The organism is Parasphingorhabdus sp., assembly GCF_036963805.1.
Taxonomy (GTDB): Bacteria; Pseudomonadota; Alphaproteobacteria; order Sphingomonadales; family Sphingomonadaceae; genus Parasphingorhabdus.
This window is the reverse complement of sequence record NZ_JBALUN010000001.1, coordinates 378,683-401,617: the sequence shown is the minus strand read 5'-3', so window position 1 is coordinate 401,617 and position 22,935 is coordinate 378,683. Positions and strand designations below refer to the sequence as shown.

Genomic DNA, 22,935 nt, shown 5'->3' with positions numbered 1-22,935 from the left:
CCCGCGACTTGTCTAATCGCCTATTTTATGAGTGACAAACAAAATGAACCGGAATCATACACATATGCAAAAGCGGGTGTATCGATTGAAGCAGGAAATGCATTGGTCAAGGCCATTGCCCCATTAGCAAAAGCAACCGCAAGGCCGGGGGCCAATGCAGAATTGGGCGGATTTGGGGGCTTTTTTGACTTAAAGGCTGCCGGCTATGACGACCCGTTGTTGGTCGCAGCGAATGATGGCGTCGGCACAAAATTGAAATTGGCTATCGATTTTGACCGACATGACACGGTGGGGATCGATCTGGTCGCCATGTGCGTCAATGACTTGATCGTACAAGGCGCAGAACCGCTATTTTTCCTAGATTATTTCGCCACCGGAAAATTGGAAAATGGCGTTGCGGAACGAGTCGTAGCGGGAATTGCGGAGGGCTGTAAAATATCGGGTTGCGCCCTAATTGGCGGCGAAACCGCTGAAATGCCCGGAATGTATGCGGCCGGAGACTATGATCTGGCAGGTTTCTGTGTCGGTGCGGTAGAGCGCGAAAAAGTCGTAACCGGCGCGCAATTGGCGGACGGGGATGTGCTTCTGGGCTTGGCATCTTCCGGCATACACTCGAATGGCTATTCGTTGGTTCGCCGACTCGCAGAGGACAAGGCTTGGAAATTGGATCGTCCGGCGATTTTCGATCCCGAAGTTTTGCTGATCGAAGCCTTGATCGTTCCAACGCGAATCTACGTAAAATCTTTGCTTCCTTTGATGCAGTCCGGCCGAATCAAGGCGCTCGCTCACATTACGGGTGGAGGATTGCTGGAAAATATTCCTCGTGTTCTTCCCGATAAACTGCACGCCCATGTCGATGCGAATAGTTGGGACCAGCCGCGATTAATGGCCTTCTTACAAGCGCAAGGAAACATTGAACCGGAAGAAATGGCACGTACGTTTAACTGCGGCATCGGAATGATATTGGCCGTTTCGCCGGATGAGCTGGTTTCGGTTTCCGCAGACTTGGAGGCCGCAGGCGAAACAGTCCATCAAGTCGGGGTCGTTAAAATAGGCGAAAAGGGCTGCACGGTTTCAGGTAGTACCGGAACATGGTCAGCCCGCAATGATTGGACCGCGACCCATAATGGCTGATGCATGATACCTAATCGGGCTAAAGTGGCTGTGCTGATTTCCGGGCGCGGGTCTAACATGGCGGCGCTATTATATGCAGCGAAGGCCGAAAATTGCCCTTTTGAAATTATTTTAGTGGCCTCCAATAATCCTGAGGCCCCTGGCCTGACGCTCGCCGAAGCAGAGGGCATCGCCACTTTTGCTCATCCACACAAAGGTATGAACCGTGCAGAGCATGATCAAATTATGCATGATGCAATTAAGCTGGCTGGTGCTGAATATATCGCTCTGGCAGGATATATGCGGATTTTGAGCGATGATTTTGTCAACCGATGGCAAGATCATATGCTCAACATTCACCCTAGCCTATTACCCAAATATAAAGGGCTCGACACCTATCAACGGGCGCTGGACGCAGGCGATAGCCATGCAGGATGCAGCGTCCATCTCGTCACAGCCACGCTCGACGACGGGCCAATATTGGGGCAAACTAAAGTTGCGGTTCAATCGGACGACACTGCGGATATATTGGCCGATCGCGTCTTAATCGCTGAACATCAATTATATCCGGCAACTCTTGCTAAATATGTTACGCGGAAGGCCGATCCTGACTGGATATTGGATCAACTTCGCACACGTGTATTAGCGCTTGAAGAAACGCATGAACGAGAGAGTTTCGGCACGCCCGGCTGGCGGGTAGGCAGCGAAAAAAGTGCCAAATATTTCGCCTATTTCTCTTACCGTCATTTAGGAGATACTGGTACGTCCGTGTTCGTAAAGACTAGCGGGTTGGACGAACAAGCAGCACTTCTCGATGCCGATCCCGGCCTTTATTTTGCGCCAAAATTTTATGGGAAATCCGGCTGGATTGCGATTCGAATGGATACCGGACGAACCGATTGGGACCATATTTCCGATTGGTTGCGCAAAAGCTGGCGCATGGTCGCACCGAAACGCCTTACGAAGATGATGGATATCGCTGAAGAATTTTAGAACAACCTGCCGCGCCATGAACTGGAACGAGGCATCCATCCACCCAATTATAACCCTCCGACACAGAAATTCCCATTCTGCGTCGGAGGTCAAATTGTAGAGTAACGGATCATAGTAAAAAACACGCTCAAGCCCCAGATAAGCAGGGTCTAAGCGCGAATAAGATTAGCCTACGATTTCGTCTTCGTTGAAGAAATACGCGATTTCAATCGCTGCATTTTCATCGCTGTCAGAACCGTGAACCGTATTGGCTTCAATGCTCTCGGCCAGTTCTTTACGAATAGTACCAGGAGCAGCATCCGCAGGGTTGGTGGCGCCCATGATGTCGCGATTACGCTGCATAGCATTTTCGCCTTCAAGAACCTGAACAATAACGGGTCCGCTGATCATGAAATCGACCAGTTCGCCAAAGAAAGGGCGCTCTTTATGAACCGCGTAAAAACCTTCCGCTTGGTCGCGAGACATGTGGATACGCTTAGACGCGATAATGCGCAGACCAGCCTCTTCCAGCATTTTGGTGACTGCACCGGTAATGTTGCGCTTTGTAGCATCTGGTTTAATGATCGAAAATGTCCGTGTACCGGCCATGATTTTGCTCCGTAATAAGGGTGTAATTTAGGTTTGCGCCGCCACTAGCCGGACTTTCCCAGCTTAGCAAGTTCTCTCAGAATGGGGCCGCGATTTACGAGCCCCATTCTTACTACCGATAACGATGGCGGTCGTTTAGCGACAAGCCTTCGCTGGCAACAGGCATAGCGGGAACAGAGAGTATCTCAAGGCCCTTCGACCCAACGGCCGCCATCCTGTTTCCAGTAGCGGGGAGTCACATCAACTTTTGCCGACAAGGCACGCCAAGCAACCCTTGCGTTGTCGATCTGGTCAGCTGTGAACAGATAAAAAACGCGATCAAAGGTCAACGCATCCTCCCGCCACTCGCCATCCGTTAATGCAATATATTTTGCGCCATTAGGCGCTTCACAATTAGCGGATATGAGAATGGGCTGCATGTCGTCTTGCCCCTTTCCGGACAGGGCATGGGCAAGAAAGCTGGTCGGGCCGGAATGCCACAAGGCGCTACTCAGCTTCTCCAACTGACCGACAAAGCTCGATACCAACAGCATCCTTTGCCCACCATCCAGCGTTTTTTGGGCGAGCACTGGCACCAACTTTTCCGCAGGATCACGGGTCAAATGATAAAAATCGACCTGCACCGGTCAAATAGTCCTTCAGCTTAGCTTATTGCTCAAAATTGTCGGCCACATATTGATCGAGTAAACGCACACCAAAACCGGTTGCACCTTTGTCCCAAACTGGTCCCGGCTTATCTGCCCAGACCATACCAGCAATATCAAGATGCGCCCATTTCACGCCGTCTTTGATGAACCGCTTGAGGAATTGCGCAGCTGTAATTGAACCGGCACCCTTACCGCCAACATTTTTCATATCCGCAATCGGTGAATTTATCTGCTTGTCATAGGCTGCGCTAAGCGGGAAGCGCCAGAGTGGATCACCCGCCTTCGTACCGGCAGCCAACAGATTGTCGGACAAACCATCGTCATTGCTGAAACAACCGGCATGCTCACTGCCCAAAGACACGATGATGGCGCCAGTCAGCGTCGCCAGATTGATGACTACTTCCGGTTGGAATGTCTCCTGCGTCCAATGCAGCGCATCGCATAATACCAAACGCCCTTCGGCATCGGTATTGATCACTTCAATGGTCTGACCGCTCATGCTGGTCACAACATCGCCGGGACGCTGGGCATTGCCATCTGGCATATTCTCAACGAGCCCGCAGACGCCAATAACATGTGCTTTGGCTTTACGGCCGGCCAACGCCTTCATCGTGCCAGCAACTGCACCGGCACCGCCCATATCCCATTTCATGTCTTCCATGCCGAGCGGCGGCTTTAGCGAAATGCCCCCGGTATCAAAGGTCACGCCCTTTCCGACCAGAGCAAGCGGTTTTTCCTGTGCGCCGTTGGTTCCATCCCAACGCATCGCCAGCATACGCGGCGGACGAACAGAGCCTTGCGACACACCTAGCAGCGCGCCCATACCAAGCTTTTCCATTTCTTCTTGGCCGAGCACTGTAATTTCCACGCCCATATCCCGAAGCTCTTCGCAGCGCGCAACAAAGCTTTCCGGATAAATGACGTTGGCAGGTTCTGAGACTAATTCACGAGTCAACGCGACGCCATCGGCTACAGCAGACAGATCCTGCCAAACTTGTGCCGATTCCATATCCGTATCGAGCACCGTAATAGCTTCAATCGTCGGCTTTGAGTTCTCGGGCATAGTCGTACGATATTTGTCGATTCTCCAGCTGCGCAATTTAGCGCCGAATAGCAGACGGGCCAGTTGATCCTGCGCAAGCCCTTTTCCATTGATCGCAAGCTGCTTCACCCCTGAAGTCATCAACTTGGCAATAACAGCGCCACCAGCGGCTTCGCAATCTTTGCGCTCCCCTTTTCCGATGCCCGTCAGAACAATCTGAATAACAGCATCACCTTCTTTGACAAATGTCTGAAATATTTGCCCGGTCTTGCCTTCAAACCTTCCGGCTTTGGCTGCAGTTCGCACCACATCCGTTTGTTCGAGGGACAATTCAGCGCGCTCCAGCGCATCTTTGCCAATTGCAAAAACAATGGCGTCGGGTGCGGAAGGGGGACTAGCGGCAAATATAAATTTCATGAGTAAAACGTCCTTATCAATGGATCAGCTGCGCTAATATCGCGGATATTTGATCTTCTGTTCAGGGTGAAGCAATGAAAGATCGGCTCTGTCTTTGCAATCATCATTTCACTTCCATTAGCGAACAGATCGGGAGTTTACCAAAAATCTGACACAGAAAATTTGCAGCCGACGCAATCTGGTGCAATAGGGCGGTGATCGGGTTGGCGGCAAAACAAGTGCGCCAATATCTCATGGGGCCAAAGGTAGGTTACTCTCGTCGATGAAATCTTCAATCGCACTGATTGCTCTGGCTCTTCCTCTGGCCCATCCATCATCCGTCTTGGCGCAAGACGAGCAGGATGCGCGCCCGACTGCAAGTGTAAAGCAACCTGTACAGTCTGACGAAATCGAATTTAGCGCCGACACAGTCGACTATGATTTTGAAAATGATATTGTGACTGCCACCGGTGACGTCCTGCTCAATCGCGACGGATATAAACTGCGCTCTGACACCGTGATCTGGAACCGCAAGACCGGCATGGTCGAAGCAAAGGGCAATATCCGTTCAACCGGACCAGATGGGCAAACCGCCTATGGCGACAGCATCGTCCTAAGCGATAGTTTACGGGATGGTATCGTTGATAATCTGCTGATTGTGCTGGAAGACGAGAGCCGTCTGGCCGCGCGCAAAGGCGAGCGGTTTGCCGATGGCTCGCTGGCGCTGGACAATGCCGCTTACACAGCTTGTTCGGTCACGACCGAAGATGGCTGCCCCAAAAACCCTAGCTGGCAAATCAAGGCCGTTAAAGTCAGATATGATCCGATTAAAAAGCGGGTTAGCTATGATGGAGCACGGATAGAAATATTCGGATTACCTGTCATCCCCTTACCCGGTCTATCTCATCCTATCAGCGACGAGAATCGTAGCGGGGTTTTAGTTCCCAACCTGAGATTCGATTCGACCAACGGGGTTGCGGTATCGCTTCCTTATTATTTCAATATTGCTCCCAATCAGGATGCAACAATCACCGCGCAGATTTTTACCGAAGTTGCCCCCCTGATCAGCGGAACATATAGAAAACTGGATGATAAAGGCGCATTCCAGATAACGGGTTATGCGACCTATGGTTCGCGCATTCCAACTGGAGCGTCGGGTGCCCTGCCTGATTCGGAAAAGGATTTCAGGGGCTATTTTGCAACAAGTGGTCGGTTCATTTTGGACGAAAACTGGAGCATTTCACAATCCGCGCGCATCGCCTCTGATCGTACTTTCTTACGGCGTTATGACATTAGCGATGATGACAGTTTGCGCTCGACCATCAATGTTGAACGGATCGACGACAGCAGCTATTTTTCATTGGCGGGTTGGGCGTTCCAGACATTGCGCGCTAGTGATCCGCAAAACCAAGTTCCGATTGCCCTGCCCGTTGTTGATTATCGAAAGCGTTTTGCAGAACCGATATTAGGCGGAAACGCGCAAGTTCATTTTAACAGCCTCGCGATCGGGCGAACCGAAGGACAGGATACACAACGTGCATTTGTTTCTGCGCGGTGGGATTTGCGCACATTGACCGACATGGGGCAGGAAATAACACTGACCGGCTTCGCCCGCGGTGATGTCTATAATAGCAGCGACAACGCACTTAACGAGACCGCCCTTTATCGCGGCGATTCTGGTTGGCAAAGCCGGGGCATCGTTACCGCAGCCGTTGATATGAAATGGCCATTTATTGGCCAAGCCTTTGGCGGAACCCAGACGCTTACTCCCCGTTTTCAGGTCGTTGCGACACCGGCCATTGCCAATTTATCTATTCCCAATGAAGACTCCCGTTCTGTCGAACTGGAAGACACTAATCTTTTTTCTCTGAACCGTTTTCCCGGCTATGATCGCTATGAAGATAATGTCCGGGCGACCTATGGTCTGGAATGGAATCTCACGCGTTCCAATTTGACGGTCGATACGATTGTTGGCCAAAGCTACCGGCTAGCTAATAACAGCAATATCGTGCCGGAAGGGACCGGACTTTCCGAACGCTTTTCCGATATAGCGGGGCGGACCGAGGTTCGGTTTAAAGATATTGTCAAATTTACCCACCGGTACCGCCTCGATAAAGACAATCTTGCGATCAGGCGCAATGAAATTGACGCGACAATCGGATCAAACAACACTTATATGCAAGTCGGCTATTTAAGGCTGAATCGAGATATTAGTTCGGGAATTGAAGATCTTGGTGACCGAGAAGAAATGCGGGTTGGCGGGCGCTATCAAATCGATAGATATTGGTCTGTCTTTGGCTCCGCTATTATTGATCTAACGGATGCTCGTGAAGACCCGCTTTCTTCTGCTGATGGCTTTGAACCGATCCGGCACCGTATCGGTGTCGCCTATGATGACGGCTGTCTTTCGCTTGGCGTGACGTGGAGATATGATTATGACGATACGGGTGACGACCAACGAGGTAGCACTTTCCTGTTCCGGCTAGCCTTACGCAATTTGGGTGTGTAGGGTATTTGTTAACGATAACTAATCGCTCATATTAGGTTCAGCCGTTATTTTATATTAGCTGACTTGAAAATGTTCTTAGAGTTTGAAAAGAAACAAAAAATGAATTTTATGCGTACCAAAATATCCGGCAAAAACGCAAAATTTGCGATTGCTGCAACCGCAGCTTTATTCGCGACCACCCCTTCATCCAGTCAGACAGTTTCGGACAATGGAGTACCCCAAGCGGGACTCAATATTCCGGAAGAACTCACGATTTTTGGAAAAAATGACCCCAACGTCCGAAGAGCAACCGCATTGGTCAACGGAGACATTATAACCGGTACGGATGTCGGGCATCGTCTGGCTCTTATCGTGGCAGCGAATGGCGGTGCAATCGCCGAACAGGAAATGCAACGTCTACGTTTGCAGGTGCTTCGCAACCTGATCGACGAGACGCTTCAGATTCAGGAAGCCGAAGCGAATGAAATCACGATTTCTCCTGAGGAAGTTCAGCAGACATTTAATCAGGTGGCCCAACAGAATTTCAAACAGGATATCAGCGCTTTTGACGCTTACCTGCGAACTAAAGGGTCATCTGCAGAAACGCTGAAGCGCCAGATTAAGGGCGAGCTGGCGTGGAGCCGCTTGCTACGCCGCAATATCCAACCCTTCATCAATGTCGGTGATGAAGAAGTGAATGCAATTATCGAACGGCTAAACGCGTCCAAAGGTACCACCGAATATCGCATTGGCGAGATTTACATGTCCGCTCCACCGGAAGCAGCCGAACAAGTCGCAGCGAACATGCGTCAAATATTGGATCAAATCCGTCAAGGCGGTTCTTTCGTTGCATATGCACGGCAATTTTCTGAGGCCTCTACGGCTGTAACCGGCGGCGATCTGGGTTGGGTTCGCCCGGGCCAATTGCCTCAATCCTTAGCTGATGCCGCATCACAGATGCAAATTGGTCAAGTTGTGGGGCCCATTGAGGTCCCCGGCGGCTTCTCGATCCTTTACCTAATCGACCAGCGGCAGATTCTAACTGCCGATCCGCGCAATGCCTTGCTGAGCCTGAAGCAGCTATCGATCAGTTTTCCGGAAGGCACGACCGAACCACAGGCAGCTGCGCAGGCCGCAAAGTTCGCGAAGGCGACCCAGAATATCAAAGGCTGCGGAGCAGCAAATGAAGTCGCGAGCAGCATTGGTGCTGCCATTGTCGACAATGACCAGGTCCGTTTAAAAGATCTGCCAGGACCATTGCAAAGCACCATTGAAACTTTGCCAATTGGCCAAGCGAGCCAACCCTTTGGCTCCGTCGCAGACGGTGTACGTGTCCTAATCTTATGTGGCCGCGATGATCCGCAAACCGCTGCGGCACCGTCTTTTGACCAAATCATGTCGCAACTGGAGAATGAGCGGGTGAATAAACGCGCGCAAATCTACCTACGGGATTTACGCCGCGACGCCATTATCGACTATAATTGAGGGAGGCTGGGGTGACAAAACCCTTTGCCCTTTCATGCGGAGACCCTGCCGGAATTGGGCCTGAAATTATTTGTAAAAGCTGGCTTCAGCGAAAAGCAACAGGCCTGAAACCGTTTTTTGTCGCTGGGAATTTTGAAGATTTCAAAGGACCGGATGGCAAAGGGCTGTGCGGCGTTCCCATCGTCAAAATATCCGAACCGGCCGAAGCCGTTGACCAGTTTGATAAAGCCCTACCGGTTTTTCATGTCCATGATGGGGAACCGACCATACCGGGAGAGCCAACCCTTGATGGAGCGCAATGCGCGCTACATGCGTTGGAAATCGCATGCGGTCTTGCACGGTCCGGGGATGCAGGTGCAGTTATCACCGCCCCAGTATCCAAATCACAGCTTTACAATGTCGGTTTCCGCTATCCCGGCCAAACCGAATTTGTATCGGAACGCTGCGGCATAGCGCGGGAAAATGCGGTGATGATGCTGGCTGGTCCTTCGCTGCGCGTTATTCCAATGACCTCCCATATAGCATTGAAAGATGTACCGGCCCAGCTAACCAAAGCGTTGATTATCGCCCGCGCTAAAGCGGCACATAAGGCCATGATACGTAATTTTGGCATCGCGAAACCTCGGATCGCTATTGCTGGCCTGAACCCACATGCCGGTGAAAATGGCAATTTAGGTGACGAAGAAAATCTAGTCATGCAACCTGCGATCGACGAACTAGTAGCGCAAGGCCTTGATGTGACGGGGCCGTTTCCTGCCGATACGATGTTCCATGAAGAGGCGCGGTCACGATATGACGTTGCTCTGTGCCCCTATCATGATCAGGCGTTAATACCTCTGAAAACATTGCATTTTTTCGATGGCGTAAATATGACCTTGGGGCTTCCCATCATCCGCACGTCGCCCGATCATGGCACCGCATTTGGAATAGCCGGGCAAGGTATTGCTGACCCCCGTTCAATGATCGCGGCCATCCAGATGGCCGCGATGGCCGCCGACAATCGCGAAAAATACGACCATTGAGCGATATTCCATCCCTGCCCCCCTTACGGGAGGTAATCAAAAAACACGGACTGACTGCCAACAAGGCATTGGGCCAGAATTTCCTGCTCGATACCCAATTATTGTCCCGCATAGCGGCTGTCCCGGGCGATTTGCGGGACAGCAAAGTCTTTGAGGTTGGCCCCGGTCCCGGCGGATTGACGCAGGCTTTGCTGCAAGCCGGTGCCCATGTGACCGCGGTGGAACGGGACGAGCGATGCCTTCCGGCGTTGAAAGACCTCTCCGACCATTTCCCTAATAAACTGCATGTCATTAACGAAGACGCCCTGAAAATCGATTTGACCGAGCTGTTCGATACGCCGTTTCATATCGTGTCCAACCTGCCCTATAATGTCGGTTCGGCCTTGTTGATCAAGTGGCTGTCCAATCCCCAATGGCCTCCTGCATGGCAATCGCTCACGCTCATGTTTCAGCGCGAAGTCGCGGACCGGATTGTCGCCAAAGAAGGCGACGGGACCTACGGGCGTCTGTCCATATTGGCCCAGTGGCGATGCCATGCAAAGCTCGCCATGTCGGTCCATCGTTCCGCCTTTACCCCTCCGCCCAAGGTGATGTCAGCCATTGTCCATTTGACACCGAAAGCTCAACCCGAAGGCGTCGAACCAGAGATTTTGGCCAAACTGACCCAGACAGCCTTTAGCCAGCGCCGCAAAATGTTGCGCCAAAGCCTGAAAGGTCTTCCCGGCGGTTTAGATGCTTTGAGCGATACCGGCATTGACGGCGCGCGCCGACCCGAGACCGTCAGCGTCGAAGAATTTGTCGCTCTTGCTCGCTTTCTCTCCAAATAGCCCCGCTTTTACGCCCAGAGATCGATAATATCGTTCAATGCAGAAGCTATCATATCTCAATATATCTAGGAGAACAGTCTCTTAGCGGAATATGTCTCGACAGGATTTACCCCGCCGCTTTCAATTTCTTGCGATAGGCATGTAATAATGGCTCGGTATAACCGCTTGGTTGTTCAACGCCCCTGAACACCAAATCCCGTGCCGCCTGAAAGGCTAAGCTGACCGCCGGATGGCTCGCCATCGGATGATAAAGCGGGTCTCCCGCATTTTGCCCGTCGACCTTGGCCGCCATACGCAGCAACGCCGCATCAACCTGCTCCGCGGAACAGACGCCGTGGAGCATCCAATTGGCCATATGCTGCGAAGAAATCCGCAAGGTTGCACGGTCTTCCATCAAACCGACGTCGTTAATATCGGGCACTTTGGAACAGCCGATGCCCTGATCAATCCAGCGCACCACATAACCCAATATGCCTTGTGCATTATTATCCAGCTCGCGCTCAATTTCCTCCGCCGACCAGTTATGGCCTTCCGCTAAAGGAATGGTAAGCAGCTTATCCAACGAGGGAATCCCTTCACCAGCCACTATTTTCTGGCGCGCAAACACGTCGAGCCGGTGATAGTGAATGGCATGCAGCGTCGCCGCTGTCGGACTGGGCACCCATGCGGTATTGGCGCCGGTCATCGGGTGGCCGATTTTCTGCTCCATCATATCCGCCATCCTATCGGGGGCAGCCCACATGCCCTTGCCGATCTGTGCTTTGCCGGACATGCCGCAGTCCAGGCCAATGGCGACATTGCGCGCTTCATAAGATTGAATCCAGTCGCTGGATTTCATGTCAGCCTTCGCCACCATGGCGCCTGCTTGCATGCTGGTGTGAATTTCGTCACCCGTACGATCAAGGAAACCAGTATTGATAAACACGATCCGGTCTTTCACGGCATATATACAGGCCGCAAGATTGGCAGAAGTCCGGCGCTCTTCATCCATGACCCCGACCTTGATCGTATTGCGGGAAAGCCCCAATAAATCTTCGACGGCATCAAATAGATTATTGGTGAAGGCACATTCTTCCGGTCCGTGCATTTTCGGCTTCACGATATAGATTGATCCGACCTTGCTGTTGCGCAAGTCGCCCAATCCTTTGAGGTCGTGCATAGCGATCAGGCTAGTGAACACGCCGTCCAGCAAGCCTTCCGGCGCTTCTGAACCATCAGCCAACAGAACCGCCGGGGTGGTCATTAAATGACCGACATTGCGAACGAACATCAGGCTGCGTCCGGATAGGGTAAAGGAACCGCCGTCCATATCCTGATATTCGCGGTCAGGATTGGCACGCCGTTCTGCTTCGGAGCCGCCTTTCATAAATTTAGCGGCCAAATCGCCGCGCATCAGGCCAAACCAATTGGTATAGGCAAGCACCTTGTCCTCGGCATCCACCGCTGCGACTGAATCTTCCATATCAATGATGGTGGTCAGCGCCGCTTCCATGAGCACATCGGAAATATGTGCCGGATCATCTTTGCCAATCGGATGATTGGCGTTGATCACAACTTCAACATGCAGGCCATTATGCTTGAACAGCAGCGAGTCACCTTTACGGCCGATGAGCTGCGCTGCATCCTGCAAGGCAGGTACGCCGCCGGTAAAGCCGGTCCAGGAACCGGATGCTAACGGAAATGTCTCGTCCAGAAATGCCTTGGCCGCTTTGATCACCGCCGCGCCGCGCACAGGATCATAACCGCCCGGCTGGGCTGGTGCAGCATCCAGAGCATCCGTGCCATAAAAAGCGTCATAAAGGCTGCCCCAGCGCGCATTAGCGGCATTGAGCACGAACCGGTCGTTAAGCGATGGCACCACCAACTGCGGTCCCGCCATGGTCGCAATTTCCGGATCAACATTTTCAGTGCTAATCTCAAAAGGTGCTGGTTCGTCCACCAAATAGCCGATTTCTTTCAAAAAGGCCTGATAGGCAGGCTGCTCAATCGGCTTGCCTTTATTGGCAATATGCCAGTCATCAATCCGGGATTGCAGCTTTTCACGCTTGGCCAATAAATCAGCATTTTGTGGAGCAAATTTACCGAGAAGCTCGGCAAAGCCGGACCAAAATTGTCCCTGATCCAGCGATGTGCCCGGTAAAGCGCGATCATTGATAAAATCAAACAGCTCCCGGGAAATCTGGATACCATTTTGGTTTACATATTCGGACATGCGCAGTTCCTCTTATTCATATAAAAATTATTACGCCCCGACATGTTGTCTGAGCATATTAGCAGATAATCCGGGGAGGAATTGGCCCCATCCTATGGCCGGTGAGGCAGTTTTTGTAAATGATCGAAATCTTATCCTTGCCGATGGAATGGGGATAGTTTAAAAATCACTGCTGATGGACATAGATAAGAAAACTGCACTGCTGGAAACCAGTCTTGAACGTGCAGCGGACAAACTGGGTGACATTACCGACCCCGTGATGAAACGCTACTATAGCCTATATCCGGATGCGCGTGCATCCTTCCACGAACATGGATTGGGCAACACGGTAAAGCTTGAAGCCGATATGGTAGAAAGCGTCTTATACGCCCTGATGAACTGGCTCGAAGCGCCACAGGAAATTCGCATTATATTTGGCAGTACCGTGCCGCATCATGAGGAAACGCTCCACGTAAACAGTGATTGGTTCCGCGGACTCGTCGATGCTGCAGTATATGTCATTAGCGAAACTATCCCTGACGAACAGCGGGACGAACACGCCCTTTGGAAAGAGATCCAGACAGGCGTTAACGGCCTGATCGCAGAGGCCCGTAATTGAACTGTCGCTGCTAAGCCGTCCCTGTCAAACTCGCTTTGTTAAACTGGCGTTACGCTCCGGCTTTAACGGAAAAAGATGACAGCAATTGATTGCAAATGCTATCAGTTTGCTATGACCAGTCCAATATTGCCAGAAACGCCCCTGCTCAACAAAGCAAATGACCTGCCGCTGCTCAAGCGTACAGAGCAATGGGCAAAGATCAACAGCGGCACCACCAATTTGGATGGACTGAAAATCGTTGCCGGATATCTGGCCGATGCGTTTACAGTCTTACCTGGAACCATAGAGCTGGTTGAACCCACTCCTGTGGAGGCGGTATGCCCCGATGGTTCCATCAGCAAAATTCAGCGCGGCCAGCATCTTTTGGGAACCATCCGGCCCGATGCACCCGTCCGCATATTGCTCACCGGACATATGGACACAGTATTCGCGGCCGATCACCCCTTCCAAAAGCTCACATGGCTGGAAGACGGCATACTCAATGGCCCCGGCGTTGCGGATATGAAGGGCGGACTATCGGTCATGCTCGGCGCTTTGCAATTGCTGGAGCAAAGCGAGCAGGCGAGCCGCATTGGTTATGACATCATGATCAATAGCGACGAAGAAGTCGGTTCAGGTTCCTCCGCCGCTTTGATCGAACGATGCGCGAAGGGTAAGGTCGCCGCCCTCACCTATGAGCCTGCCCTGCCGGATGGTACATTGGCGGGAGAACGCGGCGGCAGCGGTAATTTCTCGATAATTTTCACGGGCAAAAGCGCTCATGCTGGCCGGAACCCCGATGAAGGCCGCAATGCGCTTGTCGCCGCAGCAGACATGACATTGCAGCTCAAAGCTTTGCACCGGGAAGGATTGAGCGTTAATCCAGCTAAAATCGAGGGCGGCGGGCCGAATAATGCGGTTCCGGATCATGCTATATTACGGGTAAATTTCCGGCCCAAATCGCTGGCGGATCAAGAAGAGGCCCAGCACACGCTCGATAATCTGGTTGCTATCATTGCTCGCGGCCATGATCTCGACGTCCATTGCCATGGTGGTTTTGGACGCCCGCCCAAACCGATTGATCCGCAGGCCCAAAAATTATTTCATCTGGTTAAAAGCTGCGGTGCAGACCTTGGCCTCGATATTGGCTGGCGCAGCACGGGCGGAGTTTGCGACGGGAATAATATCGCGGCTTGCGGTGTACCGGTGGTGGATACGATGGGTGTATGCGGCGGAGCGATCCACAGCGCCGATGAATTTCTGATCAGCGACAGTCTGGTCGAACGCACACAGTTATCGGCGCTGACCATCATACGCATCGCCGAAAAGGGAGGATTATGAGCTTCAGGATCAGAGCCGCGCGGACAGATGATTTGCAACATCTTTATGAAATGGCCAAGCTGACAGGCGGCGGGTTTACCAACCTGCCCGCCGACAAGGATAGCTTGATCGCCAAACTGGAACGCTCGGCAAGAGCCTGTGACCGAGATACCGACGACCATGGCAATGACCTGTTCGTCATGGTGCTGGAGAATATTGAAACCGGCGCGGTGCGCGGCACGTCACAGCTTTTCACGATGGTCGGGCAAAGCTGGCCCTTTTATTCCTATCGGCTGAGCACCTTGTCCCAAACCAGCAAGGAATTGAACCGGACATTTCGGGCGGAGATGCTGACGCTGGTCACTGATCTGGAGGGTGCGAGCGAAGTCGGCGGTTTATTCCTCCATCCAGGGGAACGCGCTGGCGGGCTGGGCATGTTGCTCGCACGCAGCCGTTATTTGTTCATCAAGGAACATCGCTCCCGCTTTGGCGACCGGCTGTTCGCAGAATTACGCGGCGTGATTGACGAAGCCGGTGGCTCCCCCTTTTGGGACGGGTTGGCTGGCCGGTTTTTCGGCATGGGCTTTCAGGAAGCGGATTATTTCAATGCCATTCATGGCAACCAGTTCATCGCCGATCTGATGCCCAAACATCCGATATATACCGCGATGCTAAACGACACCGCGCGCGCCGCCATCGGTATTCCCCACCCCAAGGGCCGGGCCGCCATGCGGATGTTGGAGAACGAGAATTTTTCCTATGATGGCTATGTCGATATTTTTGACGGCGGCCCAACGATGATCGCCAAGACCAATGACGTGACGAGCGTAAGAAACGCAAAGTCCGATATAATTACCGCAATCACAAACTCCCAAGACGGTCTAAAATCCATCATATCCTATGGGAGGCTGCATGATTTTCAGGCGACTTACGCCTATATCCGCGAAGCAGAAGGCGGCGTGACGATTGACGAAAATGCGGCGACCAATATCGGCCTGACGGTTGGCGACACCATCCGGCACATTCCAAGGTAGCAGAACGACATGTCCAAGCTTCAGGAAATTAATTTCGATGGCATTATCGGTCCCAGCCATAATTATGCGGGGCTCAGCCTCGGCAATATCGCGTCTTCCACCCATAGCGGAGAGGCCTCTTACCCGCGTGAAGCCGCGCTTCAGGGCATTGCCAAGATGCGTCACAATTTAGGCCTAGGGCTGGCGCAGGGGTTTTTCATGCCGCTGGATCGGCCCAATACGGGCTGGTTAAAATCTTTGGGAACCGACCTTACTGCGGCGGAGCCACATTTGCGCGCAGCCGCCTATTCCGCATCCTCCATGTGGGCCGCCAATGCGGCCACCGTATCGCCAACGCCAGATAGCGATGACGGCAAATGCCATCTGACCGTGGCCAATTTGATGACCATGCCGCATCGCAGCCACGAATGGCCGGGTACGTTGGCACAGCTTAAAATTGCTTTCGCTAATTCCGACCATTTTGTGGTTCACCAGCCCGTCCCGACCCCCTTTGGCGATGAAGGCGCGGCCAATCATATGCGGCTATGCAGCGTTCATGATGAGGCAGGTGTCGAGATATTTGTCTATGGCAAAAGCGGAGGCCCCTTCCCTGCCCGACAACATGTCGAGTCCAGCAAAGCGGTTGCAAGGCGGCACGGGCTTGATCAGGAACGCATCCTATTTGCCCAGCAATCGGAGAAAGCCATTGCTGCCGGCGCGTTCCATAATGATGTGGTGGCAGTCGCCAATGAGCGGGTTTTATTCGCTCATGAAGACGCGTTTGAACATCGTGAAGATTTCTACGCCGAACTATTGGTCAAATTTCCGGAAGCAGAGATTATCACTGTACCCGCCGACCAGGTCAGCCTGTCGGATGCCATTAAATCCTATCTGTTCAATGCGCAGCTCGTGACATTACCTAATAATGGTGGAATGGCGCTGATTTTACCGACGGAAGCCAAAGAAAATGCAGCGGTCTGGACCTATCTCCAGCAACTTATTGCCGGAAATGGTTCCATCCGCACGCTATACCCCGTTAATGTTCGTCAATCGATGGCCAATGGCGGCGGACCGGCATGTTTACGATTGCGCGTGGTTGCCGATCCCGCTGCGGTCGATCCGCGCTTTATCGCGACATCAGAAAAGCTGGAGACTATCGCACAGGTGGTCGAGCAATATTGGCCCAAAACGATCACACCCGATCAGTTGGCAGATATTGACCTGCTTAAAAGCGTTGGGAATGCACGCCGCAAACTTTTGCAAATATGCGGGCTTATGGAACTTGCAGCCTAACGGCTTCCCGCCGACTGTCGAATTAACTTACAGTTAACCATGTTGCCCTTTGAAAATTTCCCAGTTTTCCGGGCTTGGCACAGGCCTTGCTACTTTATTTTACATGTGGAAAAAGATCAAAAGACTGTTCATTATCAAGACCAAGTTTGAGGTTTTTTTGATCACTTATGCCCTTGCTACAGGGGCCATTGCACGCGGAGAGGATTATCTGGTCCAATATCCCGGCTATGGCGGCGTGCTGTTGTTTCTGGCCTGCACGGGGTCGGTATTCATGGCAGGCGCAAAAATGATCGACGCGATTGATTATCACAAAGCCTATGGCCGCGATTATTAGCATTTAAGCATTTCGTGTTTTTTGAAGGTGGGGGTTTCTGTTGCTCGGCGCTCCCCCGAAAAACATAAAGTGGTGAGCTTCTGTTGCTCGGTGCTCACCAAACCGCCGGTATCCCTTCTGTTGCCCGGTGGGTCCAACCGCGCTTTAACTTCCTAAGTTACAACCGTGAGGTTGTTGGCTTAAGCCGCTATTGCGAGTGCTTCATTATCGTTTGCACTTATAGTTTTTGAGCAATCACGGCGTACTCAGGCCGGGTAAAAATAATGCTTTTCAACACACGTCGATCCTAGTTCGGCCCCATCAACCAAGATGTCCGAAAACATCCCAAATGGTGGAGCCGCCGGGTACCGCCCCCGGGTCCGTTGTGCCTATTGCACATCACAATTTATCACCATAGACCGCCGAAGCGGACAGGACCTATATAGGCATTAAATTATGAATGACTAGTGTCTGTAACGGAAAAGGGCCAACCGGTTAAAACCGATTAGCCCTCCTCTAGTTCCCCAAGGGGAAATCCGTGATTTCTAATTAAGCAATATCAAATTACTGAGCCAAAACGCCTTCTTCTGCGTCAGCTTTATCTTCCAGAACGTCTGCCTTGTCTTCCATGGCCTCGGCTTTGTTTTCCATAGCTTCTTCACCGGCTTCTGTGGTCGCATTGTCAGCGGCTTCGTCTAATCTATCCGCTTCCATTTCGGCTTTTTGTGCTGCTGCTTCTGTTTCGGTTTCTGCACCTGATGTATCTTCACCGGCGCAGGCTGCAAGTGCCAAGGTGGCGGCGCTAACGGTTGCAATTGCTATTTTACGCATGTGTAAATTCCCTCATTTAAATAAAGGGACAAAAAAATCCCTCTGGAAATCCAACGAGCAAAATGCCGGTCAGTTCCCAAAGGGATTAAATTTTTTTATAACTTATTGTTTTAAGTATTATTTTTTTAGGCTGTCGCGAATTTCGGTCAGCAAATCAATTTCACTTGGACCGGATGGCGCTTCGGCTTCTTTTTTCGCCATGACTTTATTTGCATAGCGGACGATCATGAAAATGATGAACGCTAGAATCACAAAGTTGATCACAACAGTCAAAAACTGGCCCCAACCCAGCATCGGAACGCCAGCTTCTTTCAGTGCGGCATAATCGGTTGACCCTACCAATTCAGCGGGCGGCGTAGCAAGGATGATGAACATGCTGGAAAAATCAGGCGCGCCGAAAATGGCACTAACGACCGGCATGATAACGTCTTCGGTCAACGAGGTCGTAATCGTAGCGAAAGCTGCGCCGATAATGACCGCAACAGCCAAATCCAGCACATTGCCCTTTAATATGAAATCTTTAAATTCTGAAAACATTGCAATATTCCTCTTCCCTTTAGTTGTTGGTTAAATGCCTGACAGGCCCTAATTTGTCGAGGGAACTCATTGCAATTTGCTGTTTCCATACCTATTTTTACATTTGAAGAGGCGATCAGTCTGAACGTGGGAGAAAATCAAAATGCGCGGCAAGTTTATCAAGTTATTGATGGTACCGGTTGTGGCACTAGCGCTCAGCGCCTGTGGCATAAACAGTGTGCCGACGGCAGAAGAACAGGCAAAAGCCAAATGGGCTGATGTCGAAAGCTCCTATCAACGCCGCGCTGACCTTATCCCCAATCTGGTTGCGACCGTGAAGGGCTTTGCCACACAGGAACAAGACACATTGACCGCAGTGGTTGAAGCACGTGCGAAGGCATCATCCATTCAAGTCAGCGCCAACGATCTTGGCGATGCCTCGAAAATTCAGGAATTTGCCGCAGCACAAGGTGCGCTTTCGCAAGGCCTTGGCCGCCTAATGGCAACCGTAGAGGCTTATCCTGATTTGAAATCTAACCAGAATTTCCTGGCGTTGCAAAGCCAGTTGGAAGGCACGGAAAACCGCATTAACGTGGCGCGCCGTGACTATAACGAAGCGGTACGGGAATATAATACGACCATCCGGACTTTCCCCGATATTATTGGCGCAAAGATTATTCATGGCGCAAAACCGATGGAGCCGTTTAAGGCCACCAGCGAAGGTGCGGATGAAGCGCCAACCGTTGATTTTAACGGGTGATGGGTAAAACTACCCACCGCATAATCAAAGAGGTTTCAATCAAGGCTATCTGGGTTGCCTTAGCCCTATTGGTCATGGTTCCCGCACTACCCGCCGCAGCGCAGAATTTTCCTGCGCTGACGGGCCGGGTGGTGGATCAGGCAGATCTACTCGATCCTGCGCAGGAAGCCGCTCTCACAGCCAAGCTAGAGGCGCTTGAGGCCAGTTCAAACCGGCAGTTGGTCGTCGCCACTATTTCTGATCTCGAAGGCAATGATATTGCCGATTATGGTTATAGGTTAGGCCGCACATGGGGCATAGGCCATGATAGCGAAGGGGAAGCGGAAAAAGACAACGGTATATTATTGCTGGTCGCCCCCAATGACCGCAAAGTCCGTATCGAAGTCGGTTACGGCCTGGAAGGCATTTTAACCGATGCCCTGTCCAGCGTGATCATCCAGAATGATATCCTACCGCAATTTCGCGCGGGCGACATGCCCGCCGGGATTGATGCCGGTATCGACAGAATTGCCTCGCAGCTAGCTCTGCCCCCAGAACAAGCACGCGCTGTTGCGGCGCAGGCTGTTGCGCAGCAGCGCAAACAGGCCAGTGACGGCGAAGGCGGATTAGTCATATTCTGGATCGTTGTGATGGTCATTATATTCTTCATGTCGGTCGGTAATTCCCGCGGTGGCCGCAGACATCGCGGCGGCGCTGGTCCCGTCGTCATCTGGGGTGGTGGTCATCATTCCGGCGGTGGCAGCAGCTGGGGCGGCGGAAGCTCTGGCGGCTTTGGCGGCGGCGGTTTCGGCGGCGGAGGCGGAAGCTTTGGCGGCGGCGGCGCATCAGGGGGATGGTAATGAAAAAGGTAAACCAGCTTTCCGAAGCGGATCACAAACTCGTCACCACAGCAGTCGGTGAGGCAGAGAAATCAACCGATGGAGAAATTGTCACCATCGTCACCAACATGTCCGACAAATATGATGATGTCGGTTTGCAATGGCCCATTGGCATAACCTTTTTATTCCTGTCGTCATTGGCGATTTTTCCGGCTTTTTATCAATCCATGATCGTCGGCCTTTTCGGCGGATGGGAACAGGATTTTACGACAGCGGGTGAACAGATGTCGGTGCTTTTCATTACCAGTCTGGTTTTGTTTGTGGTCTCATGGTTTATATTCACGTGGAAGCCTCTCCGGCTCTTCGTAACCCCGAAAAGCATCAAACAGCGGCGCGTGCGCAGCCGGGCGATAGATTTCTTTAAAGTTGGCGCAGAGCGCCGCACAATGGGCCTTACCGGCATATTAATTTATGTTTCGTTGAAAGAACATCGCGCTGAAATCGTTGCTGATGCGGCGATTGCCGAAAAAGTATCCTCCGAAATTTGGGGCGATGCCATGGTTGCGCTGATCGATAAAATCAGAGCCGGTCGGCCCGGCGAAGGCATGGCCGCTGCGGTCCACCAAATCGGCATTGTTCTGGCGGAACATTTTCCCAAAACCGACAATAATCCCAATGAATTACCCGATCGGCTGATAGAGCTTTGAGCACCGTCGATTCCGATGCAACAGTCGAAACAATGTGGGAAGGCCGCTTCATCACAGCCAAGCGGCAAGGTCGTTGGGAATATGTCTCACGCAGCCGCGGCATAAAGGCAGCGGTAATATTGGCCGTTGATGACGATCATGTCCTACTCGTGGAACAATATCGTGTTCCGCTGGGCAAATATTGCATTGAATTACCTGCGGGGCTTGTTGGCGATCATGACGCGAATAAGGACGAAGACCCATCTCTGGCCGCCATACGGGAGCTAGAAGAAGAAACCGGCTATCGCGCCGAAGCTATGGAAGATTGCGGGCAATATTATTCCTCGCCCGGCATGGTGTCGGAGAGTTTCTCCCTATTCAAAGCCACCGGCTTGACCAAAGTCGGCGAAGGCGGCGGCGTTGATGGCGAGAATATTACCGTCCACCGCGTCGCATTGGCGAGCCTTGACGATTTTATTGCAGCAAAGCGGCAGGAAGGCACCGGCATTGATGTGCGCCTGCTATTATTGTCCAACCTGATTTGAGAAATATTGACGCTGCTTGTATTTTACCGGAAATTGTCGGCATAAGCCTGTATTTTAAGGGTCTTATGCGGCGTTGGTACGACTGAATATGCTATCCCGTATTTATCGGCATAGGCTATCGCAGCCTCAACATTCGGGAATTTCAACTGCACTTGCCGCTGGGTATCACCGGAGCCAGCCCAACCGGTCAAAGGATCGGGTTTGCGCGCTTCGGCTGGTTCGAATTCCAGCATCCATTTATCGGTGAGCGCCCTGCCCGACTGCATAGCATTCATGGGTATTTGATAAATCCGTGCAGCCATCACATTTTCCTTCGTTAATGGTCGCCTCAATAAGCGCGTGAAATCGCAAATTCAACTGCTTCGGTCATTGCGGCCCTCGCCTTGCCCGAAGGAAAAATGCCCAGCGCATCAATTGCCCGTTGGCCATAATGGCGCGCGCGGGAAATAGTGTCGTCTATCGCTCCGGTTTTCTTCAGCAAAATATTGGCAAAACCCAGATCATCTTCGGTCACTTTATGGCCGATAACCGCGTCTTTCCAGAATTTGCGTTCTTCTTCATTACCGCGTGCATAGGCCAGAATCACCGGCAAAGTAACTTTACCCTCACGGAAATCATCGCCAGCCTCTTTGCCCATGGTCGCGCTATCGGACGAATAATCAATAGCGTCATCGACCAACTGGAACGCGATTCCCAAATTATGGCCGTAAGAATCGAGCGCCATTTCCGTTTCTTCGTCGCGTTCTGCTACAACCGCCGAAATACGGCTGGCAGCGGCGAATAAAGCCGCAGTTTTAGAACCGATGATATCAAGATAACGGTCTTCGCTCGTGTCGATCTTGCGCTGGGCGGTTAACTGGTTAACCTCACCCTCTGCGATCACGGCCGAGGCGCTGGATAAAATCTTCAAAACCTTCAACGATCCGTCTTCCACCATCAGTTCGAAAGCACGGCTAAAGAGAAAGTCGCCGACCAGCACAGTCGCAGGATTGCCGAAAACCAGATTGGCGGTCTTTTTGCCGCGTCTGAGGTCAGAGCCGTCCACCACATCATCATGCAATAATGTCGCCGTGTGTATAAATTCCACTGCAGCGGCCAGCTTGAAATGACGGTCGCCCTCATATCCGATCAATTTTGCCGCGGCCAACGTCAGCATAGGCCGCATTCTTTTGCCGCCTCCAGCGATCAAGTGGCCAGCGAGTTCGGGAATTAACGGAATTTCGGACTGCATCCGGTTCAGGATCACGCTATTCACATGGTTCATATCACTGGCGACAAGCGCCATAAGCGGTTCGAGCGAAGGGGTAGCTTTGCGCCCCAAATGATGGACAGTTGCAGACATGTTGCCCGCGATGTGGCAAGGGATTAAAGATAAGGCAAGTGAATTCACAGCAACAGCGGTTCAGTTTTTTGAGTAACCATTGCAAAACTTGCAGGCGGGACTATCAGG

Annotated in this window: 23 protein-coding genes and 1 other RNA gene; 15 read left to right on the top strand and 9 right to left on the bottom strand. The window is 52.0% G+C overall.

Annotated features, from left to right (window positions below):
* The first annotated feature begins 27 nt into the window (after positions 1-27).
* Together purM and purN are read left to right on the top strand one after the other, a co-directional pair.
* Positions 28-1,134 (top strand): phosphoribosylformylglycinamidine cyclo-ligase, encoded by a 1,107-nt coding sequence (gene purM / locus V7676_RS01995; RefSeq protein WP_335657984.1) that lies wholly within the window; start codon positions 28-30, stop codon positions 1,132-1,134.
* A 3-nt stretch (positions 1,135-1,137) separates the two neighbouring features.
* Complete coding sequence (gene purN / locus V7676_RS01990; RefSeq protein WP_335657983.1) at positions 1,138-2,106, top strand: phosphoribosylglycinamide formyltransferase; 969 nt, start codon at positions 1,138-1,140, stop codon at positions 2,104-2,106.
* Between the two features lie 165 nt (positions 2,107-2,271).
* Here the strand turns inward: purN and ndk are convergent, their stop codons facing one another.
* From ndk to V7676_RS01975, 3 genes are all read right to left on the bottom strand, one after another.
* A complete protein-coding gene (gene ndk, locus V7676_RS01985) occupies positions 2,272-2,694 on the bottom strand; it encodes a nucleoside-diphosphate kinase (RefSeq protein ID WP_335657982.1) in 423 nt (140 codons plus the stop codon).
* A 185-nt stretch (positions 2,695-2,879) separates the two neighbouring features.
* Positions 2,880-3,317 (bottom strand): DNA polymerase III subunit chi, encoded by a 438-nt coding sequence (locus V7676_RS01980; RefSeq protein ID WP_335657981.1) that lies wholly within the window; start codon positions 3,315-3,317, stop codon positions 2,880-2,882.
* Positions 3,318-3,342: 25 nt separating this feature from the next.
* Positions 3,343-4,800, bottom strand: a complete 1,458-nt coding sequence (locus V7676_RS01975) for a leucyl aminopeptidase (RefSeq protein WP_335657980.1) — start codon at positions 4,798-4,800, stop codon at positions 3,343-3,345.
* A 262-nt stretch (positions 4,801-5,062) separates the two neighbouring features.
* Between V7676_RS01975 and V7676_RS01970 the strand changes: the two genes are divergently transcribed.
* From V7676_RS01970 to rsmA, 4 genes are all read left to right on the top strand, one after another.
* A complete protein-coding gene (locus tag V7676_RS01970; RefSeq protein WP_335657979.1) occupies positions 5,063-7,288 on the top strand; it encodes an LPS-assembly protein LptD in 2,226 nt (741 codons plus the stop codon).
* A 99-nt stretch (positions 7,289-7,387) separates the two neighbouring features.
* Entirely contained in the window at positions 7,388-8,752 is a 1,365-nt protein-coding gene (locus tag V7676_RS01965) for a peptidylprolyl isomerase (RefSeq protein WP_335657978.1), read from the top strand.
* Positions 8,753-8,763: 11 nt separating this feature from the next.
* Positions 8,764-9,774 carry a 4-hydroxythreonine-4-phosphate dehydrogenase PdxA gene (pdxA, locus tag V7676_RS01960; RefSeq protein ID WP_335657977.1) on the top strand — a complete coding sequence of 337 codons (1,011 nt, stop codon included), beginning with the start codon at positions 8,764-8,766 and terminating at the stop codon, positions 9,772-9,774.
* A 5-nt stretch (positions 9,775-9,779) separates the two neighbouring features.
* Complete coding sequence (gene rsmA / locus V7676_RS01955; RefSeq protein ID WP_335658883.1) at positions 9,780-10,601, top strand: 16S rRNA (adenine(1518)-N(6)/adenine(1519)-N(6))-dimethyltransferase RsmA; 822 nt, start codon at positions 9,780-9,782, stop codon at positions 10,599-10,601.
* Positions 10,602-10,707: 106 nt separating this feature from the next.
* Here rsmA and V7676_RS01950 read toward each other — a convergent pair whose 3' ends face one another.
* Entirely contained in the window at positions 10,708-12,813 is a 2,106-nt protein-coding gene (locus V7676_RS01950) for a malate synthase G (RefSeq protein WP_335657976.1), read from the bottom strand.
* 175 nt (positions 12,814-12,988) lie between these two features.
* Between V7676_RS01950 and V7676_RS01945 the strand changes: the two genes are divergently transcribed.
* The 5 genes from V7676_RS01945 (at position 12,989) to V7676_RS01925 (ending at position 17,350) form a co-directional block, all read left to right on the top strand.
* Complete coding sequence (locus tag V7676_RS01945; protein WP_335657975.1) at positions 12,989-13,411, top strand: hypothetical protein; 423 nt, start codon at positions 12,989-12,991, stop codon at positions 13,409-13,411.
* Positions 13,412-13,522: 111 nt separating this feature from the next.
* Positions 13,523-14,731, top strand: a complete 1,209-nt coding sequence (locus tag V7676_RS01940) for a hydrolase (protein WP_335657974.1) — start codon at positions 13,523-13,525, stop codon at positions 14,729-14,731.
* The gene (locus tag V7676_RS01935; RefSeq protein WP_335657973.1) at positions 14,728-15,744 is read left to right on the top strand and encodes an arginine N-succinyltransferase; all 1,017 of its coding nucleotides are present in this window, start codon (positions 14,728-14,730) and stop codon (positions 15,742-15,744) included. Before V7676_RS01940 ends, V7676_RS01935 begins: the two co-directional genes overlap by 4 nt.
* A gap of 9 nt (positions 15,745-15,753) precedes the next feature.
* On the top strand, positions 15,754-17,016 hold the full coding sequence (locus V7676_RS01930; RefSeq protein WP_335657972.1) for an N-succinylarginine dihydrolase: 1,263 nt from the start codon (positions 15,754-15,756) through the stop codon (positions 17,014-17,016).
* Positions 17,017-17,065: 49 nt separating this feature from the next.
* Positions 17,066-17,350, top strand: coding sequence for a hypothetical protein (locus tag V7676_RS01925; protein WP_335657971.1), 285 nt, complete (start codon positions 17,066-17,068; stop codon positions 17,348-17,350).
* A 106-nt stretch (positions 17,351-17,456) separates the two neighbouring features.
* Here the strand turns inward: V7676_RS01925 and ssrA are convergent.
* The 3 genes from ssrA to mscL form a co-directional block, all read right to left on the bottom strand.
* Positions 17,457-17,800: a transfer-messenger RNA gene (gene ssrA, locus V7676_RS01920) on the bottom strand.
* Between the two features lie 93 nt (positions 17,801-17,893).
* Positions 17,894-18,160 carry a hypothetical protein gene (locus V7676_RS01915; RefSeq protein WP_335657970.1) on the bottom strand — a complete coding sequence of 89 codons (267 nt, stop codon included), beginning with the start codon at positions 18,158-18,160 and terminating at the stop codon, positions 17,894-17,896.
* Between the two features lie 117 nt (positions 18,161-18,277).
* Complete coding sequence (gene mscL, locus V7676_RS01910; RefSeq protein ID WP_335657969.1) at positions 18,278-18,697, bottom strand: large conductance mechanosensitive channel protein MscL; 420 nt, start codon at positions 18,695-18,697, stop codon at positions 18,278-18,280.
* Positions 18,698-18,839: 142 nt separating this feature from the next.
* On the opposite strand from mscL, the gene V7676_RS01905 reads away from it, so the two are divergent.
* Genes V7676_RS01905 through V7676_RS01890 form a run of 4 tightly spaced genes read left to right on the top strand, consistent with a single transcriptional unit; the run spans position 18,840 to position 21,485 of the window.
* On the top strand, positions 18,840-19,436 hold the full coding sequence (locus tag V7676_RS01905; RefSeq protein ID WP_335657968.1) for a LemA family protein: 597 nt from the start codon (positions 18,840-18,842) through the stop codon (positions 19,434-19,436).
* Entirely contained in the window at positions 19,436-20,275 is an 840-nt protein-coding gene (locus V7676_RS01900; RefSeq protein WP_335657967.1) for a TPM domain-containing protein, read from the top strand. The genes V7676_RS01905 and V7676_RS01900 overlap by 1 nt, the downstream gene beginning before the upstream one ends.
* Positions 20,275-20,961, top strand: coding sequence for a TPM domain-containing protein (locus V7676_RS01895; protein WP_335657966.1), 687 nt, complete (start codon positions 20,275-20,277; stop codon positions 20,959-20,961). Before V7676_RS01900 ends, V7676_RS01895 begins: the two co-directional genes overlap by 1 nt.
* Before the next feature lie 32 nt (positions 20,962-20,993).
* A complete protein-coding gene (locus tag V7676_RS01890; RefSeq protein ID WP_335658882.1) occupies positions 20,994-21,485 on the top strand; it encodes an NUDIX hydrolase in 492 nt (163 codons plus the stop codon).
* A 23-nt stretch (positions 21,486-21,508) separates the two neighbouring features.
* On the opposite strand, the gene V7676_RS01885 is transcribed toward V7676_RS01890, so the two are convergent.
* Positions 21,509-21,787: an ETC complex I subunit gene (locus V7676_RS01885; protein WP_335657965.1), complete on the bottom strand. Its 279-nt coding sequence runs from the start codon at positions 21,785-21,787 to the stop codon at positions 21,509-21,511.
* A gap of 26 nt (positions 21,788-21,813) precedes the next feature.
* A complete protein-coding gene (locus V7676_RS01880) occupies positions 21,814-22,827 on the bottom strand; it encodes a polyprenyl synthetase family protein (RefSeq protein WP_335657964.1) in 1,014 nt (337 codons plus the stop codon).
* Between the last annotated feature and the right edge of the window lie 108 nt (positions 22,828-22,935).

Bases quoted from the DNA above. Each gene is read 5' to 3' on its own strand.
- purM (WP_335657984.1), top strand. From the start codon at position 28: ATGAGTGACAAACAAAATGAACCGGAATCATACACATATGCAAAAGCG.
- purN (WP_335657983.1), top strand. From the start codon at position 1,138: ATGATACCTAATCGGGCTAAAGTGGCTGTGCTGATTTCCGGGCGCGGG.
- ndk (WP_335657982.1), bottom strand. From the start codon at position 2,694: ATGGCCGGTACACGGACATTTTCGATCATTAAACCAGATGCTACAAAG.
- V7676_RS01975 (WP_335657980.1), bottom strand. From the start codon at position 4,800: ATGAAATTTATATTTGCCGCTAGTCCCCCTTCCGCACCCGACGCCATT.
- V7676_RS01970 (WP_335657979.1), top strand. From the start codon at position 5,063: ATGAAATCTTCAATCGCACTGATTGCTCTGGCTCTTCCTCTGGCCCAT.
- V7676_RS01965 (WP_335657978.1), top strand. From the start codon at position 7,388: ATGAATTTTATGCGTACCAAAATATCCGGCAAAAACGCAAAATTTGCG.
- V7676_RS01950 (WP_335657976.1), bottom strand. From the start codon at position 12,813: ATGTCCGAATATGTAAACCAAAATGGTATCCAGATTTCCCGGGAGCTG.
- V7676_RS01945 (WP_335657975.1), top strand. From the start codon at position 12,989: ATGGACATAGATAAGAAAACTGCACTGCTGGAAACCAGTCTTGAACGT.
- V7676_RS01940 (WP_335657974.1), top strand. From the start codon at position 13,523: ATGACCAGTCCAATATTGCCAGAAACGCCCCTGCTCAACAAAGCAAAT.
- V7676_RS01935 (WP_335657973.1), top strand. From the start codon at position 14,728: ATGAGCTTCAGGATCAGAGCCGCGCGGACAGATGATTTGCAACATCTT.
- V7676_RS01930 (WP_335657972.1), top strand. From the start codon at position 15,754: ATGTCCAAGCTTCAGGAAATTAATTTCGATGGCATTATCGGTCCCAGC.
- V7676_RS01915 (WP_335657970.1), bottom strand. From the start codon at position 18,160: ATGCGTAAAATAGCAATTGCAACCGTTAGCGCCGCCACCTTGGCACTT.
- mscL (WP_335657969.1), bottom strand. From the start codon at position 18,697: ATGTTTTCAGAATTTAAAGATTTCATATTAAAGGGCAATGTGCTGGAT.
- V7676_RS01905 (WP_335657968.1), top strand. From the start codon at position 18,840: ATGCGCGGCAAGTTTATCAAGTTATTGATGGTACCGGTTGTGGCACTA.
- V7676_RS01900 (WP_335657967.1), top strand. From the start codon at position 19,436: ATGGGTAAAACTACCCACCGCATAATCAAAGAGGTTTCAATCAAGGCT.
- V7676_RS01895 (WP_335657966.1), top strand. From the start codon at position 20,275: ATGAAAAAGGTAAACCAGCTTTCCGAAGCGGATCACAAACTCGTCACC.
- V7676_RS01890 (WP_335658882.1), top strand. From the start codon at position 20,994: ATGTGGGAAGGCCGCTTCATCACAGCCAAGCGGCAAGGTCGTTGGGAA.
- V7676_RS01885 (WP_335657965.1), bottom strand. From the start codon at position 21,787: ATGGCTGCACGGATTTATCAAATACCCATGAATGCTATGCAGTCGGGC.
- V7676_RS01880 (WP_335657964.1), bottom strand. From the start codon at position 22,827: ATGTCTGCAACTGTCCATCATTTGGGGCGCAAAGCTACCCCTTCGCTC.